Source organism: Kribbella sp. NPDC051936 (assembly GCF_040680955.1).
Classification (GTDB): domain Bacteria; phylum Actinomycetota; class Actinomycetes; order Propionibacteriales; family Kribbellaceae; genus Kribbella.
The window spans coordinates 225,817-245,394 of the sequence record NZ_JBFAXS010000010.1 but is presented as its reverse complement, the minus strand read 5'-3'; the positions used below and the strand labels follow the sequence as shown (position 1 = coordinate 245,394).

Genomic DNA, 19,578 nt, shown 5'->3' with positions numbered 1-19,578 from the left:
TCCTCATCTGGATGCTGTCCCGGTCGCCGCACCGGCACCTCACCCCACGCGGATGAGGCCCTGCCGGCGCGGGCACTGGGCTGCTTCATCCACGCAGGGTGAGGTTCGGGCTGCCTGCTGCGGAGACGATCGATCCCTCAGACGACGGTCGAGGAGGCGCAGCATGTCCGATCCAGGCCCGACGGTGCCAGCTCCCGAGCCCCCTGCGCCCGCCGCGCCCGCTGCGGAGCGGCCGTCGAGGGGCCGATCGGCCGCGGTGGTGATCTGCCTGCTGCTGGCGGCTTTGCTGACGACGCCGGCAGGCATCGCCTATTGGGGGCAGCGGACCCTCAACGACACCACACGCTACGTGAACACGGTGGGGCCGCTGGTGAACTCGCCCGAGGTCCAGAACGCCATCGCGACGAAGGTGACCGACACGATCCAGCAACAGGTCGACATCGAGGCACTCCTCAACGACGTGTTCTCCGGGGTGATCACCGACCGGCCCCGGCTGCAACGACTCGTCGGACCGTTGGCCGCCGCGATCAACAGCCTGATCGACCGCCAGGTCCGGGAGTTCCTCGCCTCGGACGAGTTCGCCGACCTCTGGACCGCGGTCAACACCAGAGCCCAGCAATCCCTGCAACGGCTGCTGAACGGTGACCAGTCGGGGGCCGTGCAGCTCCAGGGCGACCAGGTCGTCCTCGACGTCTCCGAGGTCATCGAGCGGGTCAAGCAACGCCTCGTCGACCGCGGCCTCACGATCGTGCAGAACATCCCGGTCCCCAATATCGACAAGCAGATCGTCTTGCTGGAAGCGCCGCAGCTGAAGCAGCTCAAGAACATCTACGCCCTCGCGAACCCGTTGGCGCAGTGGCTGATCGTGGTCGTCGCCGGCCTCTATCTGGCCGCGCTCGTGCTCTCCCGCCGGCGTCCGCGGACTACGGTGGTGATCGGCGCGGCGCTGGCGGCGAACGCGCTGCTCTTGGCGCTGGCCATCTCCGTCGGGCGCCAGCTGTTCAGCGACGCTCTCGCCGGAACGGTGTTCGGCCCGGCGAGCCGGGTCTTCTACAACACCCTGCTCGTCTACCTGGACCGAGGTCGGCAGGTCATGCTCTGGCTGGGCCTGATCCTGATCGTCGTCGGCTGGTTCGCCGGTGCCAACAAGTACGGATCCGCCGTCCGCGGCACGGTCCGGGGCGGGCTGGAGAACATCGGTGGTTCGCTCGCTGACGGACCGGTCGGCAACGCCGGCCGATGGGTCGCGCCGAACGCCGGATGGTTGCGTGTGGTGGCCGGCCTTGTGGGCGCCGTCGTACTGCTCTGGGGCAACAACATGTCGGTGTCCCGGCTGTTCTGGTCGCTCGTGCTCGTCGTCGGGTTGCTGGCCGTCGTACAGGTCCTGGTCGGTGCGGGCAGGTCGGTGTCCCAGGCCCCGCCGATGGTTCCGGGACAAGCCGTTCCGGGCGCCGCGAAGTAGTCAGCTTGCCCGGCGCCGGTGGTCGGCGACGTACGGCAGGGGGTTGCCGGACGCTCGCGCGCCGGCGGCGAGCCAGGCCGCGACTCCGTCCGGGGAGCGCCGGTCGAGTTCGTCGAGATAGCGCTGCCGCTGTTCGACGACGGCCAGACGCTCCGCCGCCGTGACGGCTGCCTCCAGCCGGCGGAAGCTTCGCCGCCAGGCGAGACACACCGCCTCGTCGTCGAGGGACTCGAGCTCCATGACCGGCTCGGCCGCGGGCCCGCCGACGAGCGACGTCGCGGGGATGCGAGCTGCGGGCGACCCCGGCGGGGTGCCCGGAACGTCGCCCTTGGCTTCCCGTCGCGCCCTGAAGAACGAGGTGACCGGAGGTGCCGTCGCCACCAGTGCCAGCACCAGCAGGACGCCGGCGAGCTTGAGCACGACGATCAGCGCCACCGCTGCCGGGGCTGCCAGCCCGCCACTGAAAGCGACCCGGAGGATTCGGGGCACCGCACGCCGTCCGTCCTCTGCCCACAGGGACGCTGCGATGACGCCGGTCACCAGCACGAGCAGAACCACGCAGAGTACGACGGTGGTCACGTCCCAGCTGACGAGCGCACAACCGAGGCCGGCCGCCGTGGCGAGATGGGCCGACCATGACCAGATCGTGCTGCCGGCGGAACTGCCGCCCTGGTTCCTGCCGGCGCCGTGGGACGGCGTCGGCCCGCTCATGTTCCCAGCCCTTCGCCAGGTCGCCGATCGGCTCGGTCAATGACTCGGTGGATGACCACGGCACCCTCCACATCACCAGGGACGCGGCAGCCTGCGGCTGCCGGCTCTTGGCGCCACCCACCCCTCAGAGAATGACACCAAGAGCGACGGCGGTGGCCGGGTGCGGATCGATCCCACCGGCCGATCGCACAGTCCACCTGTGAGCCGACGGTAGGCGCGGCCGGCCCGAGCAGGCTTCACCCTCGGCGGACGATCTCGGCCCACCCCGGGCCGGTCGGCATCATCGGCCGGGCCGCTTGCTCAGCAGGCCGAGCTCGCGGGCGCGCCGTACGGCGTCCCGGCGTCTGGTCACGCCCAGCTTCTGGAAGATCCGCTTGAGGTGTGCTTTCACCGTGTTCACCGACACGAACAGCTCCACCGCGATCTCTGCGTTGGTCATCATCGTCGGCAGGTAGTTCAGGACGGTCAGCTCACGGTCCGTCAGCGGCTCGGTCGTCGGGGCGACCAGCGCGCCCGGCGGCTTGACCAGGCCCAGGCCCGCGATCAGCTCGTCCAGGAAGGCGGCGGCCTCGGGATCCCATCGCGCGGTCAGCGGCAGCAGCCGCGACAGCCGATCCGTGGGCCCGAACAGGAACGGCCGGCGGACGCCCTCGCGCCGTGCGGCGTCCACCGCCCGGCCGAGGGCGCCGAGGGCGCGGTCGGTCGCACCCTGCCGGTCGGCCAACAGCGCGGTGAGCAGCCAGACCTCCACCGCGGCGGTGGGATCGTTCGTGCTGACTCGCAGCGGCGAGAGGATCGCCTCGGCGCGTTGCGTGTCACCGCAGGCGAGGAACGCTTCCGCCAGGCAGGTCTGCTCCCGATCGAAGGGCGGCTGATAGCCCGTCGGCGCATCGAACCTGGCGATCGCCGCCGTCGGGTCGTCCGCCGCAAGGTCGATCTCGGCCTCGGTGACGGCATACCACCGCTGCAGCAGAACCGGTGGCCGCCACCGCTCGATCTCGCCGCGCACGCGCGCCAGCTGCTCGCGCGCCGCCTCGACCCGGCCGAGGGACGCGTACAGACGGGCCTGCGCCAGACCGGCCGCGCACCTGGCCGTCAGTTCCGGACGCGCGGCCTCGGCGCCGCGGGCCAGCTGGCTCTGCGCCTCGTCGAGGTCGTTCCACCGAAGGTGGGTGAGCGACAGCGCCAGGTACGCCGTTGCGGCCTGCGGGAGCGGCTCCCAGCCGCGGGCTTCGACGAGTTCGACGGCCTGGGTGGCGTACCCGAAACCCCGTTGCAGCCGGCCGGAGACGGCGGCGGCGAGCCCCAGATGGGCCAGGACGTTGATCCGGGAGGCGTCCAGCCGATGGGCGGTGGTGAGCCGGAGCCCTTCCTGCAGACGCGCCTCGGCCTCGTCGAAGGCGTCGCACCACAGCAGGCCGGTGCCCAGATTGCTCAAGGCGATCGCGCGGTACTGATCGGCCGCCGGAAGCGACGCACCCGGTCCGGACGTCTCGCCGAGCGCCGCCGCGGAGTCCGCGACCAGGGCGTCGATGTCTCCGCGCGAGCGCGTGACGGCGGCCGAGAACACATGGATCGCGATCGAGGTGCCGATCCGCGCCTCCGGACTCGTCCGGTCCAGCTGTGCCCGGGCCCGGTCCAGGTGCGGACGCATCTCCTGCACCCGGCCGGCGTGCATACACAGAGCCGCGGCGGCCACGGCCAGCGCCGGGGCCTCGGTGAGCCGGCCGGCCGGAATGCGGGCCAGTTGCGCCGCGACCGCCGAGCGTTCGGACGAAACCATCAGCGGGGCGGCCCTGGTGACGAACAGCCGGCCGAGCAGCGCCCAGTCGGCCGCGTCCGCGCTGTGCCGCAACGCCTCGATCGGCTGACCGTTCGCCGCGAACCAGAGGGCGGCCCGCCGTTCCAGGTCGGGCACGATCTCCGGCTCGACGAGCGTCAACTGGTGACGCAGCATCTCCCGGAGCATCGGGTGGTACCGGTACCAGTGCCGGTCCGGGCTCAGCCCGACCACGAACGCGTTCGACCTCTCGAGCAGCTCCAGGAAGCGCTGCCCGCGGGAATCGTCGGTCAGCGCCTGGGCGAGACCGCCGGTCAGCCGTTCGGTCACGGAGGTCCGCAGCAGGAACTGCTGGAGCTCGGGCGGCTGGTTGGTGAGAACCTCCTCGACGAGGTAGTCGCTCACCGCCTGGTCGTTGCCGGCGAAGTCCGCCGCGGTCCGGTCCGGTCCTCCGCGTTTGAGGAAGTAGGCCGCCAGCTGGAGCCCGGCCGGCCAGCCTTCGGTCCGGTCGACGAGCAACCGTGCCTCGTCCGGCTCGATCGGGACGCCGTCGGCGGCGAACAGCGCCAGCGCCTCGGGGACGTCGAAGGCGAGGTCATGGGAGCGGATCTCGGCCAGCTCGCCCCTGAGTTCGAGGCGGCGCAGCGGAAGTGCGGGAACCGCCCTCGACAGCAGCACCAGTCGCAACTGCTCGGGTGGGTGCCGCAGCAGCTCGGCGATCCCGGTGAGCACCGCCGGTTCGCGCACGATCTGGAAGTCGTCGAGGACGACGACGACCGGCTCCGGCAGCCCGGTCAGCCCGGCGACGAGCCGGCGATGGTTGCCTTCCCTGGCCCCGAGGCCCGGCGCGAGACCCGCCAGCGGGTTCCCGCGGGGGATCTCGGTGGCGCTGCGGATTGCGGCCACGAACGAGGTCCAGAAGGAGCGCGGATGGTTGTCGCTCTCGTCGAGCGAGAGCCACGCCACCGACCCCGGGACCGGGAGCGCCGCGGCCCATGACGCCGTCGCCAGTGTCTTTCCCCAGCCGGCGCCCGCGCTCACCACCGTCAGCGCGCGCCGCGTGCCCTCGTCGAGCATGCCGGCGATCCGCGGGCGGTCGACGTACGTCGACGGCACGCGCGGCCGCGCCAGCTTGGTAGTGAGCAGGTGGACGTCCGACGCCTCGGAGGCATCGAAAAGGAACTGTTCGGCGTCAGCAGGTGACATTGCCCCGACCCTGTCGACCGCACGCAGTCCGTACCGAAGGCCCCTCCATCTGGACGACGGACAAACGCACGGGTACCGAGCGCTGGTCCTGAGTAGCCCCGGATCACATCGCCCCCGCGACGAGGCACTCGGTCTGAATCGCGCCCCCACGACCAACCCTGTCTCGCCCTATGCTACGCGCATTCGCCCGGCATTACCCCCTTCGGGTGATGCCCTCGGGCTCCAGCGGGGTCACGGTATGGCTCATGGGGGGGAAGTACGGAACCGAGCAGTCCGCTGGGGTCGACGGCGCAGGGTCCGTCGATCCCTTGTCGGCGGTTCGGTTCGGTATCCCGCGACGTCCGCGGCGGTACGTCGACCGGCCGCGCCTCAACAAGCGTTTGGACCGGGGCGCCGAATTGCCGCTGACACTGGTCAGCGCTCCGGCCGGTAGTGGGAAGACCGCCCTCGTTGCCGCCTGGGCTGCGGCCCGGCGGGCAGCGACCGGGCGGGGCATTGCCTGGCTGACGCTGGAGGAGCAAGACGTCCCGGCGGCGATGTTCCTGGCCGAGGTCGTCGAAGCCCTTCGCCGGCAGGGCGTGGTCCTGCCGGGAGCCCGTGACGACACCGCGGACGCCCACTCCCAGCTGCTCACCGAGCTCGCTTCGGCGCTGGCCCTGCGGACGCACCCGGTGACGCTTGTGCTGGACGGCTACGAGATCGCCGGCGCCGAGCAGTCGAGCGACCTCGACTTCCTGCTGCAGCACAGCGATCAGCGCCTGCACGTGGTGATCCTGACCCGCGTCGATCCCGCGCTTCCGCTGCTGCGCTACCGCCAGGCAGGGATCATCACCGAGATCCGGATGGCGGATCTCGCCTTCACCGAGGCGGAGACGGCCCGCCTGATCCACCTGTCGCGGATCAGCGTGCGCAGCGACTCCGTCACGGCGCTGACCCGGCGGACCCGCGGCTGGGCGGTCGGCCTGCGTTTCGCGAGCATGTACCTGGAGCGGAGCGACGATCCGGACGAGGCGGTGGCCCATCTCGCCGGCGACAGCGGCAACATCGCCCAGTACCTGTCGGTCGAGATGCTCCGGACGCAGTCGGCCGAAGTACGGTCGCTGCTGCTGCGGACCAGCGTCGTCGACGTGCTCCAGCCCGGGCTGATCGAAGAGCTCGGCGGGCCTTCGGCCGGGCAGACCCTCGTGGCGCTGTCCGCCGGCAACGTGCTCGTCGAGCCGCTGCCCGACCATCCCGGCTGGTACCGCTACCATCCCTTCCTGCGCGACCTGCTGCGCGCCGAACTCGCCTACGAGTCACCGCGGCAACGGCAGCAGCTGCTGAAGAAGGCGGCCGACTGGTTCGCCCGGGAAGGCTTGCTCGAGGCCGCCGTCGGCCTGGCCTCCGAGGCCGGTGCCTGGACCGACGCCTCGGCGTACGTCGTGGACGGTCTCGCCATCGGCGCGGTCCTGCTCGGTGACGACAGCTGCGGGGTGTACGTGACCCTGCGGAAGATGCCGCCCGACGTCGGCGATCCGGCCGCCAGGGTGGTCAGGGCCGCGCTGGCTCTGACCGACCGTGACACCGCCTGGTGTACCCGCGAGCTCGAGCAGGCCTGTGCGTCGCTGGTCCCCGAATCGGACCACGATCAGGCCGTCGAACTGGCGGCCGACATCGTCCGGACCGCGTGCTCGTCGCTGACCGGCGATCCGCGCACCGCGCAGCTCGCCGACCTGGCCGAGCGGAAACTCGGCACGCAGGACCGGCGGAGGCTCGCGGCCCATCCCGAGCTTGCCCTGCTGGTCCGGGCCGTCAAGGCGCGGGCGCTCCTGCAGGACGGCGACATCGCCGGGGCACGCGCCGCGCTGGTCGCCGCGGTGGGTGCGGTGGTGCCGGGATACGAGAACCTGACCGCGGCGTGCCTCGGCTACCTCGCGCTGCTCGATTCCGCCGAGGGCGCGCTGCGCGACGCTCGCGACTGGGCGGCCCGGTCGGTGGCCCTCACCGAGCACGCAGGGGGGCCGGCGGAATGGCCTCCGGCCGCGACCGAGATCGCCCTCGCCGGCGTGAGCATCGAACGCCACGAGCTCCGGGCCGGCGACGACCACGTCAGAGCGGCGATGCGGTCGTTCGACGGGTGCGACGAACCCGTCCTGCAAGCCCAGGCGGCCGTGGTGCAGGCGCGTCTGCTCGAGGCTCGCGGAGCGCTCGACGAGGCCATGGCCCTGGTCGAGGCGGCCGCCGACCGGACCGGCGTCGACATCGGCTGGCCCGCACGCCCGCTCCAGGTCGAAGCGGCCAAGCTGAAGGTCGCCCAGGGTTGGCCCGACGAGGCAGCACGGATGATCGAGCGTCTGGACGACCGCACCGACGCCGTCGGCACCCTCGTGCTCGGTCAGGCGCATCTGCAGCGCGAGAACTGGACCGGTGTCGCGGCGTCGGTCTCCCGCATTCTTGCTCAGGGCAACGAGATGCCGCTGCAGGCCACGGTCGGCGCCCGGCTGCTGGAGGCGGCGTACGAGTTGCACTGCGGGGAGTCCGGCCGCGCGCGAACCGCGGTCGCCGACGCCGTCCGCCTGGCCCGGCCGGAGGAACTGCGCCGGCCGTTCTGGGAGGCGGCCCCGGCCGTCCGGCAGCTGCTCGAGTCCGACCCGGAGCTGGTCGGCCAGAACCCCTGGCTGCGGCCCGTCCTCGGCCCCCGGACCAGGACGGTCCGGATCCGCACCGGTCCGGCTCCCGGCCACGCGAACGCCGAGCCGATCATCGAGCCGCTCACGCCGAAGGAGATGGAGGTGCTCGGTCACCTGTCCGAGCTGCTCACCACCGAGGAGATCGCGCTGGAGATGTACGTGTCGGTCAACACCGTGCGCACCCACATCCGCAACATTCTCCGCAAGCTCGCCGTGTCACGGCGCAACGAGGCCGTACGCCGTGCCCGGGCGCTCAGCCTGATCCCGGCCTGATCCCGGCCTGATCCCGGCCTGATCCCGGCCTGATCCCGGCCTGAGGCGTCGGCCACCGCTCGGTCGCGGCGTTTCGGGACCAGATCGTCCGGAGCGGGTGATGCAGGTCCGCGCGGCCCGGCGCATCGTCCGACTACCGGGCCGGGGAACCGACAGGCCGTTGTGGCCGCCGGACTCCGGACCGTGATGACCCAACACACCCAGGGAGTGAACGACAGTGACCCAAGGGGCAGCAGCATCGCACTACGACGCCGCGGGCGAGGAACACGAGGCCAGCAGCTGGGCGGTCGGTTTCGTCCTGTTCGCCGGCGTCATGATGATCATGGCCGGATCCTTCCAGGCGTTCTCCGGCCTGGTGGCGCTCTTCGAGAACGAGTTCTACGTCGCCACCCGCAACTACCTGTTCCAGTTCGACGCCACCGCCTGGGGCTGGATCCACCTGATCGGCGGTGCGCTGGTGGCGCTGGCCGGCTTCGCGGTGATGGCCGGACAGACCTGGGCGCGGGTGGTCGGCATCATCCTGGCGGTGCTGAGCGCATTCGCCAACTTCACCTTCATGCCGTACTACCCGTTCTGGGCGATCATGGTGATCGCCGTCGACGTCTTCGTGATCTGGGCACTGGCCGTGCACGGTCGCGACGTGAAGGCCTGAGTCGACGCCGATGGCCGCCGAACGGAAAGGGATGGCGCTGTCCGGGTTCGTCGTGTTCGCCGGCGCGATGCTGATGGTGATCGGCCTGGTGAACGTCTTCCAGGCGTTCGTCGCGTGGTTCGCCGATGACCGGCTGGCCGCGAAACCGGAGCACTTCGTCGTCGTGAACACGACCGCCTGGGGGTGGGTCCTGCTGATCTCCGGCCTGCTCCTGATGGCCGTCGGCGGCGGCCTGCTGGCCGCCACCGGCTGGTCGCGGATCGCCGCGATCGTGGTGGTCTGCCTGCACGCCGTCTCGCAGATCGCCTCGTTCGGCGCCTACCCGGTCTGGTCGCTGCTGATGATCGCGCTGGACGTGGTCGTGCTGTGGGCCCTCACCGCGCGGTGGTCCGACGTCCGGGACCGCCTGGGCGGCGTCGGCGACGCTCCCTGGAGCAGCGCCCAAGGTCCGCAGGTCTAGACCTGGAGGGTTCAGGGCCGGCGCCGGGTCACTCGATCCGGCGCCGAGTCTCGTCGACGTACGGCAGCGGGTCGCCGGAGGCTCGCGCACCCGAGGCGAACCAGGCAGCCAGCCCGTCCGGCGATCGCCGGTGCAGCTCGTCGAGATACCGCTGCCGCTCCTGGACCACGGCCAGCCGCGCACCCGCCGTCGAAGCAGCCTCCAACCGGAAGAAGCTCCGACGCCACTCCAGACAAAGCGCCTCGTCATCCAGCCGCGCAAGCTCCGCCGCCGCCCCCGACGGCGGCGCGTCCCCCGCCCGACCCCCCACCGGCCACACCTCGCCCGGCTGCGCGTCGTTCACCTGGGTCCCGCCGGGCTGCTCCTGACCCGGCTGAGTCTCGCCGGGCTGCGCGTCGTCCGGCTGCGCGTCGCCGGGCTGCGCGTCGTCGGGCTGCGCGTCGTTCGCGTGGGTCTCGCCGGACTGTGCCTCGTGCGGCCGCGCCTCGCCGGGCTGCGTCCCGCCGGACTGTGCGTGGTGTGGCCGCGTCTCGCCGGGCAGTGTCTCGTCCGGCAGTGTCTCGCCGGGCTGTGCGTCGCTCGCCTGGGTCTCGCTCGGCTTCGGCCCGCCGTACTGTGCCTCGTCGGGCCATGTGTCGCCGGGCTGGGTCTCGTCGGGCAGTGCTCCGTGGGGCTCTGTGTCGTCCGGCCGGGCTGGTGGGAACCAGCGTGCGCGTACGAGGGCTGTGAGTGAGGGCATTGTCACCGCGAGGATCAGGGCGATCAGGAGGCCGGCGGAGCCGAAGGCTGCGATCAGGCCGGCTACGGCGGGGCCGAGGACGGCGCCGGCGCCTGTCGTCTTGGCGATCTTGCGACCCGCCCCCTGGACGTCGTCGCCCGACCAGACCGACGACGCGACGACGGCCGCCACCAGCGTGCCGAACGCCACCAGCACGACCGCGGCCGACCACCCCCACCAGGCGAAGATGCAGAGGATCCCGATACCGGCCGTCACGCAGGCACAACACCACCAGACCAGCCGGCCCACGCTGCGTGGTCCGCCGGCCCCGGGCTGGTCGGCACCGGATCGCCGTGGCGTCTCACTCACCCTCAGGAACCTGTCACCTCCCCGCCTGACCTGCCTCATCCTCGCCGGATGAGGCACGCGCGGCCGACGGGGCGAAGGCTGGAGCCGAGGATTCCGTCGAGGGGAGACCTGCCATGTCGCATTCCACGAGACCGCACGAAACCGCCGACGTGGCTGAGCCGGAGAAGCCGTACCACGTCCAGCCCACGGCGATGTCGGCCTGGGTCGGCTGGATCGCGTTCGCCGGCGTGATCATGGTGCTGCTCGGCATCTTCCACGTGCTCCAGGGTTTCGTCGCCCTGTTCGAGGACGGCTACTTCCAGGTCGACAAGTCGCACCTCACCGTGCAGGTCTCCTACACGGTCTGGGGCTGGGTGCACATCATCGGCGGCGCCATCGTCGCGGGCGCCGGTATCGCGGTGTTCGCCGGCCAGCTGTGGGCCCGGATCGTCGGCGTCCTGGTGGCGATGGCGAGCGCGATCGTGAACGTCGGATTCCTGGCCGCGCACCCGTTCTGGTCGGGCATCATGATCCTGATGGACATCCTGATCATCTGGGCGCTGACCGTCCACGGCCGCGAGATCAAGGAGTAGGCGCCGCTCCACGGGCCGGTGACGCCGGCCCGTGGGATCTCAGGTCACGCCGTTCGGCCGACCCGGTGGAGTGCGGCGAGTTGCTTCAGGTGGAGCGCGCTCTGTTTCGGCGTCCGGGTCTGGGTTTCGTAGTCGACCCGGACGATGCCGAAGCGCTTGACGTAGCCGTAGGCCCATTCGAAGTTGTCCATCAACGACCAGGCCAGGTACCCGCGGATGTCGGCGCCCTGCGCGATCGCATCGGCCACGGCGCCCAGGTGGGACGTGAAGTACGCCGTCCGGCCGGTGTCGTCGACGTACCCGTTCTCGTCGGCCACGTCGTCGAAGGCGGAGCCGTTCTCGGTGATGACCATCGGCAGGCCGGGATAGTCGCGGGCGATGCCGAGCAGCAGGTCGGTGAATCCCTCGGGGACGATCTCCCAGTCCATCGCGGTGCGTGGCCGGCCCAGCGGCACGTCGCGGCTCACCGGAAGGCCGTTGCCGTCGACGGTGCTGCCGTCCTCGGCGTACCCGGTGAACTTCTGGCTGAAGTAGTAGTTCACGCCGAGCACGTCGATCGGCGCCGCGATGATCTCCAGGTCGCCGTCCTCGATCGGCAGCTCGACCCCTTCGCGGGCGAGGTCCGCGACCACGTCGGCCGGGTAGTGCCCGTGGACGAGCGGGTCGAGGTAGATCCGCCGGCCCATCCCGTCCGCCCGTCGCGCCGCGTCGACGTCCGGTGCGGCGTCCGAGGCCGGGTACGCCGTCGCGACGTTGAGCGTGATCCCGATGTCGAGCTTGCGCGGTGCGGCCGCGCGCATCTGCTGGGTCGCGAGCCCGTGGCCGAGCAGCAGGTGGTGGACCGCGGCGATGGCGGCCGGGTACTCCCGCCGGCCCGGGGCGTGCAGGCCGTACGCGTAGCCGAGCATCGCCGAGCACCACGGCTCGTTCAGCGTGGTCCAGGTGGTCACCCGGTCCTGCAACGCGTCGAACACCAGCATCGCGTACTCGGCGAACCGGTACGCCGTGTCGCGCACCGGCCAGCCGCCCGCGTCCTCGAGCTCCTGCGGCAGGTCCCAGTGGTACAGCGTCACCCACGGGTCGATGCCCTGGGCAAGCAACTCGTCGACCAGCCGGTCGTAGAAGCCGATCCCGGCTGCGTTCACCGGGCCCTTGCCGCGCGGCTGGACCCGGGGCCAAGCCACCGAGAAGCGGTACGTGTCGAGGCCGAGGTCCTTGATCAGGGCCACGTCCGCCGGCATCCGGTGGTAGTGGTCGCAGGCGATGTCGCCGGTGTCGCCGTTGTCGATCGCTCCCGGAACCCGGCAGAACGTGTCCCAGATCGACGGCGTCCGGCCGTCCGCGCTCACCGCACCCTCGATCTGGTACGCCGAGGTTGCGACACCCCACCGGAAGCCGGACGGGAACCCTCCGACGAGGGTCTCAGGAGTGCTCATCCACGTCCTCGCTTCGCTCCGGGCGCGGATGAGGCTCGAGATGCGCTGTGCTCGATGATGAACTCGCTTCGCTCGTTCATGGTTGCCTTTCTAGGCTGTGCGGCCGGGGAGCCAGCATGCGACAGATCGGTTGGGGTCCTTGCGGGCCGACGGGATCTCCAGGACCGGGATCTCCGCCGAGCAGCGCTCGAACGCTTGTGGGCATCGCGGATGGAACGAGCAGCCCGACGGCATACCGCGCAGATCGGGTGGTGAACCGGGGATCCCGGAGAGCTCGCGCCGTTCGCCGCGCAGGGCGGGGAAAGACTTCAGCAGGCCTTCGCTGTAGGGGTGCAGGCTGTCGGTGTAGAGCTCCTTGGAGCGGGCTTCCTCGACGATGCGCCCGCCGTACATGATCGCGATCCGGTCCGAGAACTCGACCAGCAGCGACAGGTCGTGGGTGATGAACAGCACCGAGAACCCGAGCCGCTCGCGCAGCTCGACCAGCTGCGCGAGGATCTGCCGCTGCATCACCACGTCCAGCGCGGTGGTCGGCTCGTCCATGATCACGACCTGCGGCTCGAGCACGAGCGCCATCCCGATCATCACGCGCTGCCGCATACCGCCGGACAGTTGGTGCGGGTACGCGTCCATCCGGTCCGCGGAAATCCCGACGAGTTTCAGCATTTCCTGAGCCCTGGCGATCCGGGCCTGCGGGGACAGCTGTGGCTCGTGCGCCTTGATCACGTCGAGCATCTGGGTGGAGACCTTGTGCACCGGGTTCAGCGAGTTCATCGCGCCCTGGAACACGATCGACGTCTCCGCCCAGCGGAATCTCCGCAGTTCCGCGTCGGTCAGCGCCATCACGTCGTACGGGTCGCCAGACGGCGGGTGGTAGACCACCGACCCGCCGCTGATCACGCCGGGCGGCGGCAGCAGCCGCGTCACGCCGTACGCCAGCGTCGACTTCCCGCTGCCGCTCTCGCCGGCCAGGCCGAGGACCTCGCCGCGGTGCAGCGTCAGGTTGACGTCACGGACCGCCTGCACGGCTTCGTCACCGAGGCCGTAGTCGACGTGGAAGTTCTTGATCTCCAGCACCGGCGTCTTCACGCGACCTCCTCCTCACGGCGGCGTACGACGGGCGTCACCGGCGCCTGTTTCGACGACAGCACCGGCGTGAAGCCGACCCGCATCCGCACCGAGTGGCCGTCCTTGGTCTTCACCCGGGTGCGGCCGCTGCTGCGCAGCCGGGGGCTGACGAACTCGTCGATGCCGAAGTTGATCAGCGACAGCGCCGTGCCGAGGACCGCGATCGCCAGACCGGCCGGGACGAACCACCACCAGGCACCCTGGGCAAGCGCCTGCTGGCTCTGCGCCCAGAACAGGATGGTTCCCCAGTTCCACTCCGAGATCGTGGAGATGCCGATGAACGCCAGCGTGATCTCGGACATCACCGCGAAGATCACGGTGCCGACGAAACCGGAGGCGATGATCGCGGTCAGGTTCGGCATGATCTCGAAGGTGATGATCCGCCAGGTGCTCTCGCCGGTCGCCCGCGCGGCCTCGACGTAGTCGCGCCGGCGCAAGGACAGCGTTTGCGCCCGCAGCACCCGCGCGCCCCAGGCCCAGGACGTGAAACCGATGACCAAGGCAACCATCAGGTCGCCGGCCGACGGGATCGTGGACGCGACGATGATGATCAACGGGAGCGCCGGAATCACCAGGAAAACGTTGGACAGCGCGGACAGGCTGTCGTCCGCGGCGCCGCCGAGGAAGCCCGCGCTGACGCCGATCAGGATCGACAGCGCGGTCGCGACGAGGCCGGCCAGCAGGCCGACGAACATCACGCCGCGGGTGCCGACGAGCACCTGGCTGAAGATGTCCTGCCCGAGGTGCGTGGTGCCGAACCAGTGCTTGCCGGACGGCGCCTGGATCAGGTCGCTGCTGCGGGCGGACGGGTCGTACGGCGCGACCCACGGGCCGATGATCGCGATCAGGCAGAAGAACGCGAGCACGACCAGGCCGGTCGCGGCCTTCGGGTTCGCGACGAACCGCAGCCGGCGGCGTTTCGCGGGCGCCGCCGCGACCTCAGGGCCTTCGGGCGTGACCGCGGTGATGGTGGTGGCTGGTGCGGACATCGTCAGCCCTCCTTCCGGGTACGCGGATCGAGCAGGAGATAGGCGACGTCGGCCAGCAGGTTGGCGACCAGCACGGACAACGTGATGACCAGGAAGACGCCCTGCATCAGCGGGTAGTCCTTGGCGCCGACGGCCTGGAACAGGTTGTAGCCGATGCCCGGGTAGGAGAACACGATCTCCACCAGCAGCGTGCCGCCGACGATGAAGCCGAGCGACAGCGCGAAGCCGGAAACGTTCGGCAACAGGGCGTTCCGCGCCGCGTAGCTGACCATCACCCGGCGCTCGGGCAGGCCCTTGGCGTGTGCGACGGTGATGTAGTCCTCGGAGGACACCGTGACCATCATGTTCCGCATGGTCAGGATCCAGCCGCTCACCGACGAGATCAGGATCGTGATCGCCGGCAGCAGGCTGTGCTGGATCGCGCTGCCGATGAACTCGCCGCTCCAGCCCGGCACGAGCCCGGGCTCGTAGCCGCCCGACGACGGGAAGAAGCTGTCCGGCCCGGCGAGCAGCGTGATCGCCAGCAGACCGAGCCAGAAGTACGGGATCGACGACAGGAACGTCGTCACCGGCAACAATCCGTCCATCACCGATCCGCGCCGCCAGCCGGCCAGCACGCCGAGCGACGTACCGATCATGAAGCTGGCGAACGTGGTGATACCGACCAGCGCGATCGTCCACGGCAGGCTCTGCCGCAGGATCTCCGAGACCGGGGTCGGGAAGAACGTGAACGACAATCCGAGGTCGCCGCGGAACACCTGGCCCCAGTAGTCGACGTACTGACTCCACAGCGACGCGTTCTTGTCCAGGCCGAACAGCACGTAGAGCGAGTTGATCGCGTCGGTGCTCATCTGGCCCTGGAACTTGTTGATCAGCGACGTCACCGGGTCGCCCGGGATCAGCCGCGGGATGAAGAAGTTGATGGTCAGCGCGGCCCACGCGGTGAAGACGTAGAAGGCGAGCCGCTGCAGGAGGAACTTCACTTCGCCGTCCCTTCTTCGTAGAGCCAGCACGCGGCCCAGTGACCGGCGACCGGCAGTTCGAAGCGGGGCGGCAGATCGGTCGAGCACTTGGGCATCGCGTGCACGCAGCGCGGGTTGAACCGGCAGCCGCTGGGCGGCGCGATCAGGCTCGGCGGCTCGCCGCCGGCCTGGTCCTCGGGTGTGCTGAGCTGCCCGAGCCGATCGGGGTCCGGCGCGCTGTCGATCAGCAACCGCGTGTACGGGTGGGCCGGATTCTGCGTGACGGTCTCGGAGTCGCCGCCCTCGACCATGCGGCCGGCGTACATCACCAGGGTCTCGTCGGCGAAGTACCGGGCCGAGGCGATGTCGTGGGTGATGTAGAGGATGGCGAGGTTGAGTCGTTCCTTCAGGTCCCGCAGCAGGTTCAGGACGCCGAGCCGGATCGACACGTCGAGCATCGACACCGGCTCGTCGGCGAGGAGCGCCTCGGGGTCCGCGCCGAGCGCGCGGGCGATCGAGACGCGCTGGCGCTGACCACCGGACAGTTCGTGCGGGAACTTGTCCAGATAGCGCTCCGGAGGAGTGAGCTGGACCTGCGCCAGGAGGTCGCGCAGGTTCTGCTCGAGATCGCCTTCGCGGCCGTGGATCCGCAGCGACCGGGTCAGGTGGTACCGGACCGTGTGCGTCGGGTTCAGGGACGCGAACGGGTCCTGGAAGATCATCTGTACGCGGCGCGCGTAGGCGCGGAACTTGCGGCCGCCGTGCACGGTGATCGGCTCGCCGTGCAGCCGGATCTCACCGGAGGTGCGCCCGTACAACTGGGCCAGCAGCCGCGCGACGGTCGACTTGCCCGACCCGGACTCGCCGACCAGCGCGGTCACCCGGCCTCGGCGCAGCGTCAGCCGGACGTCGTCGACGGCGTGCACGGCCTTGTGCTCGCGGGACAGCAGATCACGGATTCCCCGCCGTACCGGGAAATGCTTGGTGAGGCCCTCGGCCTCCAGAACAACCTCGGTCTCGGTGACCGTCATCAGTCTCTCCTCAAGGCGACGGCGCCAGGCCCGTGGGCCTGGCGCCGTGCACCGCTGTTACTGGCTGCCGGCCGGCTTCAGGTTCAGGATGATCTGCAGAGCGTTCTGCTGGGTCGGCTGCGCCGGCCCGTACTGGTTCTGCTCGTCGGGCCAGCCGACCCAGTTCTTGGTGCTGTAGAGACCGCCGACGTTGGACGCCGAGGTGGGGATGATCGGCATCTGCTCGACCATGATCTTCTGCAGCGTGTTCAGCGCGGTGGTGCGGGTCGCGTCGTCCGCGGCGTTGGCGTACTCCTCCAGCGCCTTGGTCGCCTCCGGGCTGTTGAACCGGCCGTAGTTGCCGCTCACGCCGCCCTTGCCGACCGGCTTCAGGATCTTGCCGTCCATGATGTTCTGGTAGATGTCGTACGGCGTCGCGCCGCCGTTGGTCCAGTGCATCGCGGCGTCGAAGTTGCCCTCGTCGATGTTCTTGAACCAGGCGTCCTGGTTGGCCTTGTCGACGGTGGCCTTGATCCCGATCGTGGACAGGTTGTCCTTGATGATCTCCAGGTCGGTGATGTAGTCGGACCAGCCGGCCGGGTCGGTCAGCGTGATCGTCACCGGCTTGCCGGACGGGTCCTTGAGCGCGTCGCCCTCGAGCTTGAAGCCGGCGTCGGTGAGCTCCTTCTTGGCTGCCTCGACGTCCACCTTGTGCTTGAGGTCCTTGTACTCCGGCGCGATGAAGGACTCACCGGCCGGGGTCGGGATGCCGGTCATCGACTCGACCTTCGGGTAGAAGTACCCGGCCTCGCCCTGCTGGAAGATGTCGTCGCGGTTGATCACCAGGTTCATCGCGCGCCGCAGGGCCGGGTTGTCGAACGGCTTGCGGGTGGTGTTGATCCACAGGCCGTGGATTCCGAGGTTCGCCGGGAACCACAGCTTGTGGTTCTTCGGGTCCTTGTCCTGGTAGACGGCCTTCACGTTCGGGACGAAGACGAAGCTCCACTCCGAGGCGCCGTTGGCCAGCGCGGTGGTCTGCGCGTTGTTGTCGTTGTACGAGGTGTACCGCAGCTCCTTGACCTTCGGCAGGTCCTGCCAGTACGCGTCGCGCAGCGTCAGCGTGGTGGTCTGCGGGGTGAACGACTTCACCGTGTACGGACCGGTGCCGATCGGGCTCTTCAGGGTGTCCTGGCTCGGGTCCTTGATCGTCGACCACTGGTGCTTCGGGATCACGAACACGGTCAGGATCTTGTTCTGGTTGGTGAACTGCGACCGGCTGAAGGTCAGGTCGACCTTGTTGCCGGACGCGGTGATGGTGCCGTACGGGATCGCATCGGAGTTCAGCGCCTCGTTGTCCTTGCGGATCTGGAACGAGTACGCCACGTCGTCGGCGGTCATCGGCTGACCGTCGGAGAACTTCACGCCGTCGCGGACCGTCAGCGACAGCTTGGTGTAGTTGGCGTCCCACTTCCACTCGGTCGCCAGCCAGGGCTTGCCGGGTTCGGTCGGCTTGATCCCGTTGATCATCACCAGCGGCTCGAAGATCATCCAGCGGTAGCCCAGCGAGGCGCCCGAGGAGGAGCCGAGGAACGGGTTGTGGTTCTCGGTCTGCGGACCGTTCGGCATCCCGACGTTGAGCACGGTCGCGCCCGTGCCCGATCCGCCGTTTCCAGAGCTGCCTGACTTCCCGTCCCCGCTACTACAAGCAGCCAGGGTGGCTGCCGCGAGCAGGCCCGCCAGGGCCAGCGCGACGCTACGTCGTGCTCGCATCGGTTCCTCCTGTGTTCCAGTTGACGGATGGCCCACCCTGAGCCGGTGGGCCAGTGCATCCTGGCGTGAGAACGCTCTCATCGGAAGAGCGAACGCCATATCGGTTCGGTGTCGAGGGGTGGTTCCGGCGGCGGGACAGGGGCAGCTGCCCCGCCGCCGGAGATCTACCGGTGGGACCGGTTCTTCGGGGCGGGGGCGGTCCCCGGTGGTCGACTCTTCGGGGCGGTTGAGCTGCGGACGATCAGCGTCGTCGGCAGCACCTGCGGGGTCTCGGGCAGCGGCGTGCCGCCGAAGTACCCCATCAGCATCCGGGCCGCGGTTTGACCCATCTGGCGCATCGGCTGATGCACCGTGGTCAGCGGCGGTTCGGTGTGTTCGGCGTACGGGATGTCGTCGAACCCGACCACCGACACGTCGTTCGGCACGTTCCGCCCGGTCTCCCGGACGGCCTGGACGGCGCCGCCGGCGGAGAGGTCGTTGTGGGCGAAGATCGCGTCGAACTCGAGTCGCTCGCCGAGCGCGTGCTGGACGCCGCGGCGTCCGCTCTCGTAGGTGAAGTCGCCTTCGAACACGAGTCTCGGGTCGAGCTCGAGGCCGGCCTCCGCATAGGTGTCGCGGAAACCGTCCAGGCGTTCGTGGGTGCAGCCGAAGCGCTCGACGCCGGTGATCACCAGCGGCCGGCGGCGACCGAGCTCCAGCAGGTGCCGGGCGGCGGACTCGCCGCCGGCGTAGTTCGTGGTGGCGACGGACGGGAACTGCGGGCGCTTGTCGCGGTCGTCGATCAGGACCACCGGCAGGCCGCGCGCATGGAGTTGCTCGATGTAGGTGAGCGTGCCCTCGGGCTCGATCACCAGCAGGCCGTCGAACGACTGCGCCGAGACCTGGGACGCGAACTGCTGCATGGATTCCTCACCCCGGTTGAAGGTGAACAGCAGCAGGCCGTAGCCCTCGCTCTCGACCACGTCGACGGCGCCCTGCAGCACCTCGCCCATCCAGGGCCAGGTGAGCGACGGGACCAGCATTCCGACGATCCGGGTCCGGCCGCGGGCCAGGCCGACGGCGCGAGCGCTCGGCACGTACCCGAGCTCGGCGATCACCTGCCGGACCCGCTCGGCGGTCCGCAGGTCCAGCTCGCCCTTGCCGTTGAGGACGCGTGACACGGTCGTCTTGCTGACGCCGGCACGGGCCGCGACATCGGCGATGGTGATGGACACGCTGACTCCCCTCGGGCGGTAAGGGTGGCGCTCTGGATGGGACGGAACCGGTTTCGGAAGCGGTTCCGTAGATCAAAGCCGAGACCGCAACGGGCCGTCAATCACGGAGTGGTAACGAATCGCGACTTAGTTCACGACTTGGAAGAAGCCACCTCTTCCGTCGGGTGGGACGGCATGATGAACTCGGGGACGAGCGG

At 69.9% G+C, this 19,578-nt stretch carries 15 protein-coding genes; 5 read left to right on the top strand and 10 right to left on the bottom strand.

Annotated features, from left to right (window positions below; all coding sequences use genetic code 11):
• Window positions 1–163 precede the first annotated feature (163 nt).
• Window positions 164–1,462, top strand: coding sequence for a hypothetical protein (locus AB0L64_RS33920; protein ID WP_363716904.1), 1,299 nt, complete (start codon window positions 164–166; stop codon window positions 1,460–1,462).
• On the opposite strand, the gene AB0L64_RS33915 is transcribed toward AB0L64_RS33920, so the two are convergent.
• Entirely contained in the window at window positions 1,463–2,173 is a 711-nt protein-coding gene (locus AB0L64_RS33915) for a hypothetical protein (protein WP_363716902.1), read from the bottom strand.
• A gap of 280 nt (window positions 2,174–2,453) precedes the next feature.
• Entirely contained in the window at window positions 2,454–5,159 is a 2,706-nt protein-coding gene (locus AB0L64_RS33910; protein ID WP_363716900.1) for a LuxR C-terminal-related transcriptional regulator, read from the bottom strand.
• A gap of 245 nt (window positions 5,160–5,404) precedes the next feature.
• On the opposite strand from AB0L64_RS33910, the gene AB0L64_RS33905 reads away from it, so the two are divergent.
• The 3 genes from AB0L64_RS33905 to AB0L64_RS33895 all read left to right on the top strand — a co-directional run bounded on the left by AB0L64_RS33905 (window position 5,405) and on the right by AB0L64_RS33895 (window position 9,213).
• Window positions 5,405–8,101 carry a LuxR C-terminal-related transcriptional regulator gene (locus tag AB0L64_RS33905; RefSeq protein ID WP_363716898.1) on the top strand — a complete coding sequence of 899 codons (2,697 nt, stop codon included), beginning with the start codon at window positions 5,405–5,407 and terminating at the stop codon, window positions 8,099–8,101.
• A gap of 217 nt (window positions 8,102–8,318) precedes the next feature.
• Window positions 8,319–8,753 (top strand): hypothetical protein, encoded by a 435-nt coding sequence (locus AB0L64_RS33900; protein WP_363716896.1) that lies wholly within the window; start codon window positions 8,319–8,321, stop codon window positions 8,751–8,753.
• Window positions 8,754–8,763: 10 nt separating this feature from the next.
• Window positions 8,764–9,213 (top strand): hypothetical protein, encoded by a 450-nt coding sequence (locus AB0L64_RS33895; protein WP_363716894.1) that lies wholly within the window; start codon window positions 8,764–8,766, stop codon window positions 9,211–9,213.
• A 28-nt stretch (window positions 9,214–9,241) separates the two neighbouring features.
• Here AB0L64_RS33895 and AB0L64_RS33890 read toward each other — a convergent pair whose 3' ends face one another.
• Entirely contained in the window at window positions 9,242–10,207 is a 966-nt protein-coding gene (locus AB0L64_RS33890) for a hypothetical protein (protein ID WP_363716892.1), read from the bottom strand.
• Window positions 10,208–10,413: 206 nt separating this feature from the next.
• On the opposite strand from AB0L64_RS33890, the gene AB0L64_RS33885 reads away from it, so the two are divergent.
• Window positions 10,414–10,872 (top strand): hypothetical protein, encoded by a 459-nt coding sequence (locus tag AB0L64_RS33885; RefSeq protein WP_363716890.1) that lies wholly within the window; start codon window positions 10,414–10,416, stop codon window positions 10,870–10,872.
• 44 nt (window positions 10,873–10,916) lie between these two features.
• Here the strand turns inward: AB0L64_RS33885 and AB0L64_RS33880 are convergent, their stop codons facing one another.
• The 7 genes from AB0L64_RS33880 to AB0L64_RS33850 form a co-directional block, all read right to left on the bottom strand.
• On the bottom strand, window positions 10,917–12,308 hold the full coding sequence (locus AB0L64_RS33880; RefSeq protein ID WP_363716888.1) for a GH1 family beta-glucosidase: 1,392 nt from the start codon (window positions 12,306–12,308) through the stop codon (window positions 10,917–10,919).
• Window positions 12,309–12,398: 90 nt separating this feature from the next.
• Window positions 12,399–13,397, bottom strand: a complete 999-nt coding sequence (locus AB0L64_RS33875) for an ABC transporter ATP-binding protein (RefSeq protein WP_363716884.1) — start codon at window positions 13,395–13,397, stop codon at window positions 12,399–12,401.
• Window positions 13,394–14,425: an ABC transporter permease gene (locus AB0L64_RS33870; RefSeq protein ID WP_363716882.1), complete on the bottom strand. Its 1,032-nt coding sequence runs from the start codon at window positions 14,423–14,425 to the stop codon at window positions 13,394–13,396. Before AB0L64_RS33870 ends, AB0L64_RS33875 begins: the two co-directional genes overlap by 4 nt.
• Window positions 14,426–14,427: 2 nt before the next feature.
• Window positions 14,428–15,408 (bottom strand): ABC transporter permease, encoded by a 981-nt coding sequence (locus tag AB0L64_RS33865; RefSeq protein ID WP_359925446.1) that lies wholly within the window; start codon window positions 15,406–15,408, stop codon window positions 14,428–14,430.
• Window positions 15,405–16,418, bottom strand: coding sequence for an ABC transporter ATP-binding protein (locus AB0L64_RS33860; protein ID WP_363716880.1), 1,014 nt, complete (start codon window positions 16,416–16,418; stop codon window positions 15,405–15,407). Before AB0L64_RS33860 ends, AB0L64_RS33865 begins: the two co-directional genes overlap by 4 nt.
• A gap of 57 nt (window positions 16,419–16,475) precedes the next feature.
• Complete coding sequence (locus AB0L64_RS33855; protein ID WP_363716878.1) at window positions 16,476–18,167, bottom strand: ABC transporter substrate-binding protein; 1,692 nt, start codon at window positions 18,165–18,167, stop codon at window positions 16,476–16,478.
• 164 nt (window positions 18,168–18,331) lie between these two features.
• The gene (locus tag AB0L64_RS33850) at window positions 18,332–19,381 is read right to left on the bottom strand and encodes a LacI family DNA-binding transcriptional regulator (RefSeq protein WP_363716876.1); all 1,050 of its coding nucleotides are present in this window, start codon (window positions 19,379–19,381) and stop codon (window positions 18,332–18,334) included.
• Window positions 19,382–19,578: the final 197 nt, after the last annotated feature.